The organism is Lysinibacillus sp. NPDC059133, assembly GCF_042755925.1.
Classification (GTDB): Bacteria; Bacillota; Bacilli; order Bacillales_A; family Planococcaceae; genus Lysinibacillus.
In genome coordinates, this window is the sequence record NZ_JBHZDH010000088.1 from 1 (window position 1) to 13,744 (window position 13,744).

Annotated in this window: 13 protein-coding genes and 1 pseudogene; 11 read left to right on the plus strand and 3 right to left on the minus strand. The window is 37.0% G+C overall.

The window, feature by feature from the left end; translation table 11 throughout:
- Positions 1-204: 204 nt before the first annotated feature.
- Together ACFXN8_RS25295 and ACFXN8_RS25300 are read right to left on the minus strand one after the other, a co-directional pair.
- Positions 205-1,335 (minus strand): response regulator, encoded by a 1,131-nt coding sequence (locus ACFXN8_RS25295; RefSeq protein WP_386848181.1) that lies wholly within the window; start codon positions 1,333-1,335, stop codon positions 205-207.
- A gap of 141 nt (positions 1,336-1,476) precedes the next feature.
- Positions 1,477-1,659, minus strand: a complete 183-nt coding sequence (locus ACFXN8_RS25300) for a putative motility protein (RefSeq protein WP_386848182.1) — start codon at positions 1,657-1,659, stop codon at positions 1,477-1,479.
- 272 nt (positions 1,660-1,931) lie between these two features.
- Here ACFXN8_RS25300 and ACFXN8_RS25305 point away from each other — a divergent pair, with 272 nt between their 5' ends.
- The 11 genes and pseudogenes from ACFXN8_RS25305 (at position 1,932) to ACFXN8_RS25355 (ending at position 13,362) form a co-directional block, all read left to right on the plus strand.
- The gene (locus ACFXN8_RS25305) at positions 1,932-2,732 is read left to right on the plus strand and encodes a LysM peptidoglycan-binding and 3D domain-containing protein (protein ID WP_386848183.1); all 801 of its coding nucleotides are present in this window, start codon (positions 1,932-1,934) and stop codon (positions 2,730-2,732) included.
- Positions 2,733-2,920: 188 nt separating this feature from the next.
- Positions 2,921-3,472 (plus strand): superoxide dismutase family protein, encoded by a 552-nt coding sequence (locus ACFXN8_RS25310; RefSeq protein WP_376076981.1) that lies wholly within the window; start codon positions 2,921-2,923, stop codon positions 3,470-3,472.
- 545 nt (positions 3,473-4,017) lie between these two features.
- Positions 4,018-5,010: a TAXI family TRAP transporter solute-binding subunit gene (locus ACFXN8_RS25315; protein WP_386848184.1), complete on the plus strand. Its 993-nt coding sequence runs from the start codon at positions 4,018-4,020 to the stop codon at positions 5,008-5,010.
- A 160-nt stretch (positions 5,011-5,170) separates the two neighbouring features.
- The gene (locus tag ACFXN8_RS25320) at positions 5,171-5,686 is read left to right on the plus strand and encodes a DUF1850 domain-containing protein (protein WP_386848185.1); all 516 of its coding nucleotides are present in this window, start codon (positions 5,171-5,173) and stop codon (positions 5,684-5,686) included.
- Positions 5,683-7,722, plus strand: a complete 2,040-nt coding sequence (locus ACFXN8_RS25325; protein WP_386848186.1) for a TRAP transporter permease — start codon at positions 5,683-5,685, stop codon at positions 7,720-7,722. The genes ACFXN8_RS25320 and ACFXN8_RS25325 overlap by 4 nt, the downstream gene beginning before the upstream one ends.
- A gap of 372 nt (positions 7,723-8,094) precedes the next feature.
- Entirely contained in the window at positions 8,095-8,391 is a 297-nt protein-coding gene (locus ACFXN8_RS25330) for a hypothetical protein (protein WP_386848187.1), read from the plus strand.
- Between the two features lie 47 nt (positions 8,392-8,438).
- Positions 8,439-8,621: pseudogene (locus tag ACFXN8_RS25335) on the plus strand (leucine-rich repeat protein); the annotation flags it as partial.
- 9 nt (positions 8,622-8,630) lie between these two features.
- Positions 8,631-9,797, plus strand: coding sequence for an InlB B-repeat-containing protein (locus ACFXN8_RS25340; protein ID WP_386848188.1), 1,167 nt, complete (start codon positions 8,631-8,633; stop codon positions 9,795-9,797).
- Between the two features lie 610 nt (positions 9,798-10,407).
- Positions 10,408-10,902, plus strand: coding sequence for a leucine-rich repeat domain-containing protein (locus ACFXN8_RS25345; RefSeq protein ID WP_386848189.1), 495 nt, complete (start codon positions 10,408-10,410; stop codon positions 10,900-10,902).
- The gene (locus ACFXN8_RS25350; protein ID WP_386848191.1) at positions 10,880-13,030 is read left to right on the plus strand and encodes an InlB B-repeat-containing protein; all 2,151 of its coding nucleotides are present in this window, start codon (positions 10,880-10,882) and stop codon (positions 13,028-13,030) included. Before ACFXN8_RS25345 ends, ACFXN8_RS25350 begins: the two co-directional genes overlap by 23 nt.
- 188 nt (positions 13,031-13,218) lie before the next feature.
- Positions 13,219-13,362, plus strand: coding sequence for a hypothetical protein (locus tag ACFXN8_RS25355; protein WP_376076989.1), 144 nt, complete (start codon positions 13,219-13,221; stop codon positions 13,360-13,362).
- A gap of 71 nt (positions 13,363-13,433) precedes the next feature.
- On the opposite strand, the gene ACFXN8_RS25360 is transcribed toward ACFXN8_RS25355, so the two are convergent.
- Positions 13,434-13,744, minus strand: a 311-nt coding sequence (locus tag ACFXN8_RS25360) for a hypothetical protein (RefSeq protein ID WP_386848190.1), incomplete at its 5' end; no start/stop codon positions are given.

The following is a 13,744-nucleotide window of genomic DNA, read 5'->3' on the forward strand; positions in this document are numbered from 1 at the left end:
CGAAGCGACAGCAACAAATGTTTTATCTGTGCGAAAGCGAAGCGACAGCAACAATTGTTTTATCTGTGCGAAAGCGAAGCGACAGCAACAACAAAACGCCCAGTCGGAACGGAAATCAACCCCACGCTATGGTGGTAAGAACGTTGATTTCCATGACTGGCTGAATGAATACAAAGGCATCGAGAGTTATCTTCTCGATGCCTTTTATAGATTAACAGATATAGCATTAAACAGCTCGGTTGTTTCCTGCTCTGGTAAAATACCGAGATCCGCCATCAAGATACTTTTAAAGGTATTGTAAACCTTTACTGCACCTGCTCGATGATCAACTTCTATATAGTGCCTCATTAGCTGTTGGATGGTTTTATCGGAATATGGGTTATGTTCTACTGTTAAAAGTAATATATGCTCTCGTTTTTTTACATCATGTATTGCTGTATAGTGCTCTACTAAATCATGAAGTAAAAGAGTAAATTTGTTGTTCATAAAATTTGCTTTACTAGTAATCCAGGGATAATCTAATGAGGCCATAAATTCACCTTGGTAGTTTTGTATGAGCGCCTCAGCACTTTCCACATCAATCTTTCCGGTCTCCGTTTTACCATTTAAAATACGCTCTAAGTCATGAGCATCACATTGAAACTCCTCTAATTGCAAAATATAGCAGCCATTTGTATACTGTATGACTTCTGAATAGCCTAATACGGAAAGCGTAGTGCGCAGATAGGAAACTGTTGTATGTAACTGCACTCTGGCCTTTTTACATTCTGTATCTGCCCATAAAGCTTCGATGATTGTATCACGAAGCACATGGCTATTAAGATTGGAAAAAAGAAAGGCAAATAATTCTTTTGTTTTAAGTGTTCTCCAATGGACTGCTTTGTCATTATGTAAAACAACGAATCCTCCAAAGCATTGTATCGTAAGTGCAGGTTTATTTCGTCTTTCTATAGGATTCGGTTTATTTTCTAGGTGAAGGAGTTCTTGGATTCTATTAATAGTTGTCTCTAGACGAGTTTTTGAAATAGGCTTTAATAAATAGTCAAGGGAGTGAATTTCAAATGCTTGTACAGCATAGTCCCGATAAGCAGTGACAAATACGATATAAATATTTTTGTTCCATTCTTTTAAAAGCTGTGCAACCTCTAAACCGTTCATGCCGGGCATTTCAACATCTAAAAATGCTACTTGGAAATCCAAGCTTGGCCCCACTGCAAGCAAATCTTTTACAGTAGTAAAAGATCTAATGACCTCTATTGAACTAAATTCCTTTAACTTTTTCTCCATGTTTATCAGAGCTAATGGCTCATCATCCATTACGATCGCTCGAATCAAAAAGGGCACCAACTCTCCAATGTTTATTAACCTGATATCAATTATGCCACTGCATAATTGCGTTCGGAATCGGCTTTGTGTTTGCACAAAGCGAGGCTTTAACTCTTGCTGAAAGAAGTTAAAAAGATACAGTGAAGTGGGTTAAATTGAAATATCAATGACTGACCCTTTATACGGATGTATGGCCGCTTGCTGCTGTGGTAGATCGTTTAATAGTTCGACAGCTGCTGCAGTATTTAGATTGAGCGCACTTTGCATAACACTCATTTGCACAGTTTGTTGTAGCTCCATCATCTGAGAAGACATTATTGTATTAATTTCCAACCTACATTCCTCCTTTACCATATTATCGGATAAAAATACTGATTTTCCAACATATAAAGATTGCAAATAGAGTTCTAATATTTCTTCCATAAAATTGATTGAATTTCCAAAAATATATCCATTCTTGTATATTTTTCCGAATTTATAGCAATAATTCGTAATATCAGGTCTGTTGACGTGAATTATGGATTGCATTCTCTAGCATTAAGAGCCTAACTCTAGCGTGCTAGCAGCAGACTGCAAAATAATAAAAAATATGGAGGTTACAAAATATGAAAAAACAAGCTTTAGCTTTAGCTTTAGCCGTAACATTGACCTTGGGATTAAGTTTATTTGCCAGTCCGTCATCTGCAAAGGAAAACTTCACTTTTAAGCCATTCGACGCATTATGGGGAATCTCGAAAATTTACAATTTATCTTTAGAAGATTATGAGCCAATTATCGACTCAGACGCGAGATGGTTATATCCAGAGCAAAGTTTAAATATAGTCGAAGCGAAAAATGATAATTCGCCGAAAGACCAACACTTTGTTGAGGCCGGAGATACTTTATTTACAATTGCACGTGTAAATGATGTATCAGTGGAAGAATTAAAGGAATGGAATAACCTTGCATCGGATTTAATTTATGTAGGTGAATCCTTAGCTATCAAAGCATCAGCAGCAAAACCTAAAACGTCCGAAAGCAAACCTAAAACGGTAGCAACGACATCAAGTAAAAAGAAAGTAACAACATCTAATACAACATCTAGCACAACCGCAGTGAGTGCCCCAACAAATTCGGGCAAAACATTAACAATGCGAGCAACAGCCTATACAGCGTATTGTCCAGGATGTTCCGGGATTACTGCGAATGGAACAGATATAAGATCTAATCCAAACTTAAAGGTCATTGCTGTAGACCCACGTGTAATTCCTCTTGGTACTAGGGTTTGGGTTGAAGGTTATGGGGAAGCAATCGCAGCAGATACTGGCGGAGCGATAAAAGGCAATAAAATTGACGTATTTATTCCTACCGAAGGACAAGCTCGGCAGTGGGGCGTCAAAAACGTAACTGTAAAAATTTTAAATTAATGAAATTAAAAGGATGTCTCTTTTGGATTAGAGATATCCTTTTAGTTTGCATTGTTTTTAAGCGACCATGGCCATTGACGGGGATTTTGTAAAATTTCCTCCTTAACCAATAATCCACAAAATTCTCATTGAAATTGCATAAGTGAAAAGATTGTTGGCAACCATCAGAAATAAGAGGAGGTATTTTTATGAAAAAAATGAGCTTAATCATGATTGCTTTATTAGTATTTGTCGGTGGTTGTGGTTTCTTTGAAAAGAAGGAGCAAAAAGTGGCAGTTAACGCAAATTCAGGACCAACTGCAACCGCGAAAGTAATTGGTAAAAATAATGAAAGCTATGGCAATGCATATTTTGAAGAAGAGGATAATGGGGTTAAGATGACACTCGCACTATCAGGGGTGCCAGCCGGAACACATGGCATTCATATTCATTCGGTTGGGAAGTGTGAACCACCAACATTTGAATCAGCAGGTCCTCATTTTAATCCAACGAGTAAAGAGCATGGGAAGCTTAATCCTAAGGGATATCATTTAGGAGATCTTCCGAATTTAGAAGTTGGAGAAGATGGAAAAGTGGATTTGAATTTCTTAGCTGAAGGGCTAACATTAGAAAAAGATGCTGCCAATTCATTGTTACGTGATGGAGGCACTACATTAATCATTCATGAATCTGAGGATGATTATAAAACAGATCCTTCCGGTAATTCTGGTGCTAGAATTGCTTGTGGCATTATTCAATAAGGAAAATGAATCGACTGTATCTGAAGTAAATCACTTTAGATACAGTTTTTTTGTTTTGAGGATAAAAATCGACAACAAATGATTAATGACCGAAATCATTCATTTTTGATTCATCATTAAAAGTAGGGAGGGCTTTTGTTAAAAAGAATGCTATGTAATAGTTGATTGGAGTGGAGGCTGGGCGACTCCTCGGGGATCAGCGTCACAGATGAGACCCTGGAGCGAGCAACGCGAGTGAAGCGGCTCATCGGACGCCCCCAGGAAAGCGCCCAGCCGGAACGGAAATCAACCTCACGTTATGATAATGAACATGCATTATTTATACATAGGGCAATTAAAAATGTTTTCTTTAAAAAAGGATTTAATGGATTAATGTAGATAAATTCAGTGTAAAGAAGTTATTGATTTAATCCGGAAATGTTAGGTGTTTGAGGGGAATAGTATAATTATAAAAGACTGAATTTACAATAAATTAATTGACATTAATATACTAAATTTGATAATTTTAAATAGATTCTTATTTTTAACCAAGGGGGAAGGTTACTATGAAGAAAAAACAATTCAGGCTATTAATGCTATTAAGTGCCTTTGCGCTATTGATTTTAGCTGCATGTGGATCTGATAGCGGAACAGGTTCAAAGGACTCGGATAAGGGCGATTCGACAGCATCTGATAAGCCGAAATTTTTGAACTTATTAACAGGTGGAACACAAGGTACTTACTATGCATTAGGTGGGACATTTGCTGATTTAATTTCTAAAGAGACAGGCATTAAAACAACTGCTGAAGTATCTCAAGCATCTGCTGCCAATATGACGGCTTTGCAAGATGGTAAAGGCGAAATTGCCTTTGTACAATCAGATATTGCTTATTACGCTACTGAAGGAACAATGATGTTTGATGGTAAAAAAATCGATACAATTGCTGCGCTAGGTGCACTTTACCCAGAAACAGTACAATTAGTAACGACTGAAGCATCAGGTATTAAAACATACGCTGATTTAAAAGGGAAAAAGGTTTCTGTAGGTGCGCCAGGTTCTGGAACTTACGCAAACGCTGAACAATTACTTGAAATTCACGGTTTAAAAATGGATGATATCAAAGCCCAAAACCTTGATTTCGGTGAGTCTACTGACGGTCTTCAATCAGGCCAAATCGATGCGGCGTTTATTACTGCGGGTACGCCAACAGGTGCTGTTGAGGCATTAAATGCAACAACTAAAGTAAATATCATCGGTATGGACGCTGGTAAAGCGGATGAGTTAATTGCTAAATACCCTTACTATGCAAAAGATACAGTAAAAAAAGGTACGTATGGTATCGCGAAAGATACTGAGACAGTTTCAGTACTTGCAATGCTAGCTGTGAAAAAAGATCTTCCAGAAGATGTTGTTTATTCAATGACGAAAGCTATTTATGATAATACAGATAAAATTTCCCACGCTAAAGGGACGTTTATCAAAGCTGAGACAGGTTTACAGGGTATTAGTATTGACGTTCACCCAGGAGCTCAAAAATACTTTGATGAAAAGAAATAACAGAACATTCGGAGCCTGAATGGTTTTATCAGGTAAGTAAAAAGTTATTTTCTTAAATACGAAGAGGCTCGGATTGCGTAAAGCTTCGAGTCTCTTTTCTTCCTTTAAGTCTAAGTCCTGAGTAATAGCGAATGACTTTTTAAGTGGGGGAACAGATGTAGTGCGAAAGAGAAAATTAATTATTGTGTTAGCTTTTTTATGTATTTGCTTTAGTATAGTCATTTTTCTTCCTCTTCAAAAGGTATTCGCATTTACGGAAACACGTATAAATGACCCGATAGTGCATTATATACCACTTACAACTGAGGATACATTTGATATTAGATACACTCACTCTATCCATAAAACAGATGTACTCGAACATTATAAATGTGTAGACGGAACAAGTATTCAAATGTTAGGGATGGAGTATGAGAGTTTAGCGATCGGCATGCCAAGTTATGCAGAGGAAAATCAAACATTAACAGAACGAAATGGTAAATATTTTTTGCGGTTTGACAATGAGGTTATTGAAAATTTTACGATCTATATAGGCGATTTAGATTTAGACCTTGTATTAGATTACAAGGATTATGAATACGATTTAAAAAAAGATTTACAAAGGGGAAAATCCTATTTATTTGAGGTGAAGCGTTTATCGCTTTATAAACAATGGAAAGGAGTAAGGATGAAATGACGACACAGCATAAATCAAACGACGAAGTAAAAAAAGAAGAATTCGAACAAATATCAGCGGAAGAGCAGCAAGCAATACTTGAGAAATATGATATTGAATCCAATGTACGAACGGTATCGGGCGTTATGAAGCATATCATTTTCTTTGGACTACTAGCATTTTCATTGTTTCAGCTGTACACAGCAATTTTTGGCCAATTTCCAGCGCAAATTCAGCGCACGATACATTTAGGTTTTGGTTTGACCTTAATTTTCTTACTATTCCCAGCTCGAAAAAAAGCAGCAAAGAATAAAATCGCATGGTTCGATTATATTTTAGCGGTATTATCTATTGTAGTAGGTTCGTATTGGACGATGAATTATTCAGAGCTTGTCAATAGTAATGGTACCATTACACAAACAGATTTTATTGTGGGTCTTATAGCTGTTGTATTAGTGCTTGAGGCAGCTCGTCGTGCAGTAGGGTTACCGATTACCATCATTGCTGTATGTTTCTTAATCTATGCATATTTCGGACCGTATTTCCCGGATTTTATGGCGCATAGAGGGCAAGATTTTGAGAGTATTGTTAATCTCATGTATTTTACGACAGATGGTATTTTTGGAACACCAATTAGTGTTTCTGCCACATTCATTTTTGTGTTTTTACTTTTTGGTGCATTCCTTGTTAAAACGGGTGTTGGCCAATACTTTAATGATTTAGCAGTATCTCTTGCAGGTAAATTAATTGGTGGTCCTGCAAAAGTGGCGGTATTTTCTAGTGCACTTCAAGGGACGATTTCGGGAAGCTCTGTAGCGAATGTTGTAACATCTGGATCCTATACGATTCCAATGATGAAAAAGCTAGGCTACCGTAAAGAGTTCGCGGGTGCGGTTGAGGCAGCAGCATCTACTGGTGGGCAGTTAATGCCACCGATTATGGGTGCGGCAGCGTTTTTAATGGTTGAGTTTATTGGTCGCGGAATTACGTATTGGGATATTGCGAAAGCGGCGGCGATACCTGCATTACTTTACTTTACAGGTATTTGGATTATGACCCACTTTGAAGCGAAGCGCGTAGGTTTAAAAGGTTTGCGTGATGATCAGATGCCAAATCGTCGAGAGGTATTTAAGAAAATTTACCTTCTATTACCGATCGTTGCAATTATCATTTTAATGTTAACGGGAACACCGGTAATGCATGCTGCCCTTTACGGTATTATTATTTCTATTGGTGTTGCGATGTTTAATAAGGAAACACGTTTAAAACCAAAAGATATTATTGACGCATTAGTTGAAGGAGCTCGTACAGCACTGGGTGTCGTAGCGGCAACAGCTTGCGCGGGTATTATCGTAGGTGTTGTTGTGAAAACGGGTCTAGGCCTAAGCTTAGCGAATAGTTTAGTAGAATTAGCTGGTGGTAGTATTATTTTAACGCTAATTTTTGTGATGATTGCTTCCCTAATTCTTGGGATGGGGGCACCGACAACAGCAAACTATGTAATTACATCAACAATTGCTGCTCCTGCAATCGTGGCATTATTATCACCGAATACACCACAGGAATTAGTACCAGTAGTCGTTTTATTATCGGCACACTTCTTTGTATTCTACTTTGGTATTATTGCTGATATAACGCCACCTGTCGCACTTGCTGCTTTTGCGGCTTCAGGAATCTCTGGTGGAGATCCGATTAAAACAGGTGTAAACTCAGCGAAGCTTGCTATTGCAGCGTTTATTATTCCGTATATGATTGTATTCTCACCTGCATTGCTAATGATTGATACAACTATACCTGAAATTATATGGGTAGTCTTCACGGCCATTACAGGAATGGTAGCTATAGGTGCGGGAGTAATCGGTTACTGGTATCGTAAAATGCTTTGGTTTGAGCGTATTATTGCGATTGCATCTGGTTTACTTCTGATCTATCCAGAAAAATTCTCGGATTGGGCAGGTTTAGCCATCTTTATTGTAATGTTTGTTATCCAATTTGTAACACAGCATAAAGGTAATGGTGATGACAATCAAAAAAGTAAAACGAATGCGATGGCTTAAGTGAGAGGTACAAAGGGCTTAGGACCGACATAATATTAAATAAAAAGAATCTGCTCATTTCCTGAGTTAGTAAGTGCATGCCTTGTATGTCTATAAGGAATTTGCTTAACTTACAAGCTGCAGGAACGAGCAGATTCTTTTTTCTTTGCAGTTGAAAAACGAAAGTGGAATAAGAAGCATCTACATAACTTAACGCTAAAAAAATTTCAAGAAAATTGATTATCAAAAGTTGTTAAAAAAACGGAAAAAGTTGATTTGTATATTTTGTGAGAATTGTTAGTGTTGATAACTGTATGGGGAATAATAAATATTATTCATTTAAAGGTAGCTGCCCTTTGTAATTTTTTTAATATGGTGAAAGGAGATTCTAATATGAAAAAAGCAAATTTACTTTTAATGATCATCCTTTTAGTCTTTTCCCAATTCTCGTTGAGTTATCAATCTGTTAATGCGATAAGTAATAATGAAAGTAATAGTGAAGATTCTAGTCCGAGTGATAATCTTAACATCGCTAATGATGATGGCATAGTACAACCGAATGATAGCAATAATGTAAATGATTTTGCCGTTTTAGATTTAGGTAATGGTGTTTCCATTGCAGGGTGGAACGGAGATAAAGATCAAAAGGATTTTGTTATACCGAGTGGATTAATGGACAACCAGTTGTAGCAATAGAACAATATGCGTTTGCTAATAAATATTTAACAAGTGTAAAGATACCATCTTCCGTTACAAATATTGGTTATAAAGCGTTTTATAATAATCTATTAACAAATGTAGAAATTCCTATAGGTGTTAAAAATATTGGAGGTCATGCATTCAGCCACAATAGTTTAAAGAATGTAGAGATCTCATCAAGTGTTACAACGATCGGGGATTATGCATTTTATAATAATCTATTAGCAAACGTGCAGATCCCATCGAGCGTTACAACTATAGGTAGGGGTGCATTTTATAGTAATCGATTAACAAGTGTAGAGATCCCATCCGGCATTACAAAGATTGGAGAACAAGCATTTCAGAATAATCAATTAACCAGTGTGGAAATTCCATTAGGTGTTAAAAATATCGGAGGTTCTGCATTTAGTTCTAATCAATTAACAAGAGTGGAGATCCCATCGAGCGTTACAACGATTGGACATTCTGCGTTTGCCTCTAACCAATTAACAAATGTAGAAATCCCATCAAGTGTTGAGATCATCGAATCTGGTGCGTTTTCTAGAAACGAATTGGATTTTGTCATATTTCACGGGACACCTCAATTAAATTCTGACACTACCGGAGGCCCATTCGATTTTCAAATCAGAGGAGCAAAATACTTCAATGGATGGTTTGAAGATCAGGATTATACTATTAAGTGGACTAAATCTGTATCGCAGCCGATGACAATTTATGCGAATTGGGGCAAATCTAAAGCAAGAGTCACTTTTGATTCAAATGGAGGAAGTGAAGTTCCATTTAAAACTGTTATATCTGGGGAATTGGTAGAAGTACCATCTGTTCCAGTGAAGGAAGGATATACATTTGGAGGTTGGTATAAAGACAAAGAGCTGATAGAAGTGTGGGATTTTGACCATGATGTAGTGAAAAAAGATATAACGCTATTTGCTAAATGGTCAAAAGCAAGCTATATCGTTACGTTTGATGTCAATGGAGGAAGCGAAGTTTCATCGCAAACTATCAGATATAATGAACTAGTGAATGCACCAGTTACTCCAAAGAAGGAGGGCTATACATTTGCCGGCTGGTATAAAGATGAAGAATTGACTGTACCTTGGGATTTTGCAAAAGATGTAGTAACAAAAAACGTTACACTATATGCAAAATGGACAAAGGATCATGTAGCAGAAGGTGACTATATCGTTACGTTTAAATCACTTGGAGGCACTAAGATCCCATCACAAAAAGTGACATACAATACTTTAATGGAAGCACCTCCTAATCCAACAAAGAAAGGTTTTAAATTTATTGGCTGGTATAAACACCTCCAAAAATCTACAGAAGCATGGGATTTCTCGAAAGATGTAGTTACTGAAGACCTAACATTGTATGCTCGATGGATGAGGGAGAAGTAATGGCTGTGACATTACTTTCAATGAAATGATAATGTGAACAAGATGTGATTGAATAAATTTTCAAGTAAAGCAAGTGAAGCATTATTAAAGTCTACATTCAGATGAAACTTTCTTACCAAATACTGTGATTCGACGCAATAAATTGGTTGTATGATTGATCTTGCATTACAATCTAGTACCAATTCGATTTGCCTGTATTATTTTGGATGTATCTAAAAGCCATTCATTTTACGTGGATGGTTCAAACGGGGCATTTCGTCCAAATGCTTAAACAACACGGACCCAAATGGCAAAAATATTGGTGCTTGTATTTGGTTTAACTCCAGGATGAAGTTCTATATTTTTGTTGGGGGAATCTCATATACCGGGTAATCGGATTATTAAGTATGACCACTAAGAGAGATGTATCGAAATTTGATACATCTCTTTTGCTATTCTAAATAAGTGAAGCGGTAATATGTTCTACACTATTTTTCATTTTGGGTAGTTTGAAAACGTCGATGTATTCGTTTATCAAAAAAATATTTTAATAAAGTTTATAACTGTTAAATAAGGGGTATCCATTTAATGGGTACCCATTTATTTCAAACTATTGAAAGGATACTACAAAATGAAAAAAACAAGTTTACTAGTAATGAGCATACTTTTGCTATTCTCCCAATTATCATTAAGTAACCTGCCTGTTTATGCGAACAGCGATAGTGAAGAGGATTATGTCACAAAGGATGTGGACAATGGTGTTGCCATTACAAATTATAAAGGTATAGCGAAGGATATTGTAATTCCGAGTGAGATTAAAGGGAAACCAGTTGTAGAAATTGAACAATATGCGTTTTCAAATAAGTATCTAGAAAGTGTAAAGATACCATCAAGTATTACAAAGATTGGCTATAAGGCGTTTTATAATAATCAATTGACAAGTGTAGAAATTCCATTGGGTGTTAAAAATATTGGAGGTTTTGCATTTGATGATAATCGATTAACAGTAGTAGAAATCCCATCAAGTGTTATAACAATTGGGGATTCGGCATTTCACAATAATCGATTAACAAAGTGTAAAAATACCATCGAGCGTTACAACTATAGGCAAGGGTGCATTTTATAGTAATCAATTAACAAGTGTGGAGATCCCATCAAGTGTTACGAAGATTGGGGATCAAGCATTTCAGGATAATAATTTAACAAGTGTAAAAATTCCTTTAGGTATTAAGAATATCGGAGGTTCTGCATTTAGTTATAATCAATTAACAAGCGTAGAGATCCCGTCAAGCGTTACAACGATTGGACATTTTGCGTTTGCATATAACCAATTAACAAGTGTGGAAATCCCGTCAAGTGTTGAGATAATTGAATACGGTGCATTTTCTAGAAACGAATTGGATTTTGTAATATTTCATGGGACACCTCAATTAAATTCTGACCTTAATGGAGGCCCATTCGATTTTCAAATCAGAGGAGCTAAATACTTCAATGGGTGGTTTGAAGATTCGAATTGTACTATTGAGTGGACTAAATCTGTAATGCAGCCAATGACAATCTATGCAAATTGGGATAAATGTAAGGTGAAAGTAACTTTTGATTCAAATGGAGGAAGTGAAGTTCCATTTAAAATAGTTACATCTGGAGAATTGGTAGAAGTACCATCTGTCCCAGTGAAGGAAGGATATACATTTACTGGCTGGTATAAGGATTCGGAGCTGACAACATCTTGGGATTTTGCGAAAGATATAGTTAAAGAAAACTTAACATTATATGCAAAGTGGAAAGAGGACGACACTTCGGAGTTAAGTTATTTTGTTAGTTTTGATTCAAACGGTGGAAGTGAAGTCACATCAGAAGAAGTGAAAGAAGGAGAACTGGTAAAAACCCCAACTGCCCCAATGAAGGAAGGGTATACGTTAGCTGATTGGTATAAGGATAATGAACTGTCAGAAGCATGGGATTTTACAAAAGACGTAGTGACAAAAAATGTTACGTTGTATGCAAAATGGACGAAGGAAGAAACTTCAGAGTTAAGCTATACCGTCACTTTTAATTCAAACGGTGGAAGTGAAGTATTAGCTAAAGAAGTTGTAGAAGGGGAATTGCTATCACTCCCAGCTAAACCCGTAAAGGACGGGAACACGTTTGCTGGTTGGTATAAGGATGAAGAACTGATAGAAGCATGGAATTTTGCAAAAGACGTAGTGACAAAAAACATTACCTTGTATGCGAAATGGATGAAGGACGAAACTTCAGAAAGCTATACCGTCACTTTTGATTCAAACGGAGGAAGTGAAGTATCAGCTGTAGAAGTTGTGGAAAGAGAATTACTGCAATCTCCAGCTACACCCGTAAAGGGTGAGCATACGTTTACTAGTTGGTATAAGGATGTAGAGCATACAACGGCATGGGATTTTGCGAAAGATAGAGTAGCGGAAAATATCACATTGTATGCGAAATGGACGAAGGATAATACTTCAGAAGGAGGGTCTGGTGGAAGTACGCCAAGCTATACTGTCACTTTTGATTCCAATGGAGGAAGTAAAGTTTCATCCCAAACAGTAGCATATAGAGAATTGCTGAAAGTACCTTCTAATCCAGCAAAGGATGGCCATATATTTGCTGGTTGGTTTAAAGATAAAGAGCTGACAACAAAGTGGGATTTTGCGAAAGATGAAGTAACATCCAATATAACCTTGTATGCGAAATGGATGAAAGAAAGTAATGGATGTCAAACGACGTTTAAGGATATTGATAATAATTGGGCAAAAGAAATGGTTGAAGAAATTGCGAATCGATGCATTATTAAAGGCTACCCAGATGGCACTTTCCGACCAAATGATATGATTCAACGTCAGCATGTGGTCCTTATGATTGAACGTACCTTACCTCTAACACCACTCCGAGAAGCTGTACCATTTTTGGATGTCCCACATAGCCATCCGTACTATGAACAAATTACATTACTCCAACAAGCGGGTATTATTGACGGTTCAAATGGAAATTTCCGTCCGAATGCCTATATTACACGTGCCCAAATGACGAAAATAATGGTGCTTGCATTTGGCTTAACGCCAGAAGGCAATAGTACGTTCAAGGATGTCGATCCATCACACTGGGCGAGTGGATATATTGCCACTCTTGCGGACCACAACATTGCACTAGGCGATGAAAACGGCAATTTTAGACCAAATGATAACTTAACACGGGCAGAATTTACGGCGTTTATGTACCGAGCACTTCGTTTATAACTCTTACCATGAAGGGAGATGTATCGAAATTGGATACATCTCTTTTTTGATGAAATTTTTAATCTGAAAAGTAGATTGTTTTTATGTTTTTTATGCATAATGAGCATCGTTTATTGCTTTTTCTACAACGGTCATTGTATAATTCTTTTATCAGAAAATTCAATTAAATTAAAAGTGGAGGTGATTAAATGAAAAAGTTGTTAAACTCAAAATTTGAAACGTATCTAATGGATCAGGAAATGGAGTTTACGATGGAAGAGGAAAAAAATGAGGAGCAACTAACAATGGTACATTATGAAGAATATCCAGAAGGTTTTTTTACAAGTTTATAATATTTATTTGAGGGACTGTGCTACAGGTAGAAATTACTTTTAACACAGTCCTTTGTTTTCTTTTACATATATTAATCATTTTGGATCATCACCATAGCGTGTGGTGGATTTCCGTTCCGACTGGGCGCTTTGTTGTTGCTGTCGCTTCGCTTTCGCACAGATAAAACAATTGTTGCTGTCGCTTCGCTTTCGCACAGATAAAACAATTGTTGCTGACGCTTCGCTTTCGCACAGATAAAACAATTGTTGCTGTCGCTTCGCTTTCGCACAGATAAAACAATTGCTGACGCTTCGCTTTCGCACAGAGCAAAGCTTCCTGGGGGCGTCCGATGAGCCGCTTGGGCCAACATGATGTTGGTCACGAAGGCGTTATCACAGGATG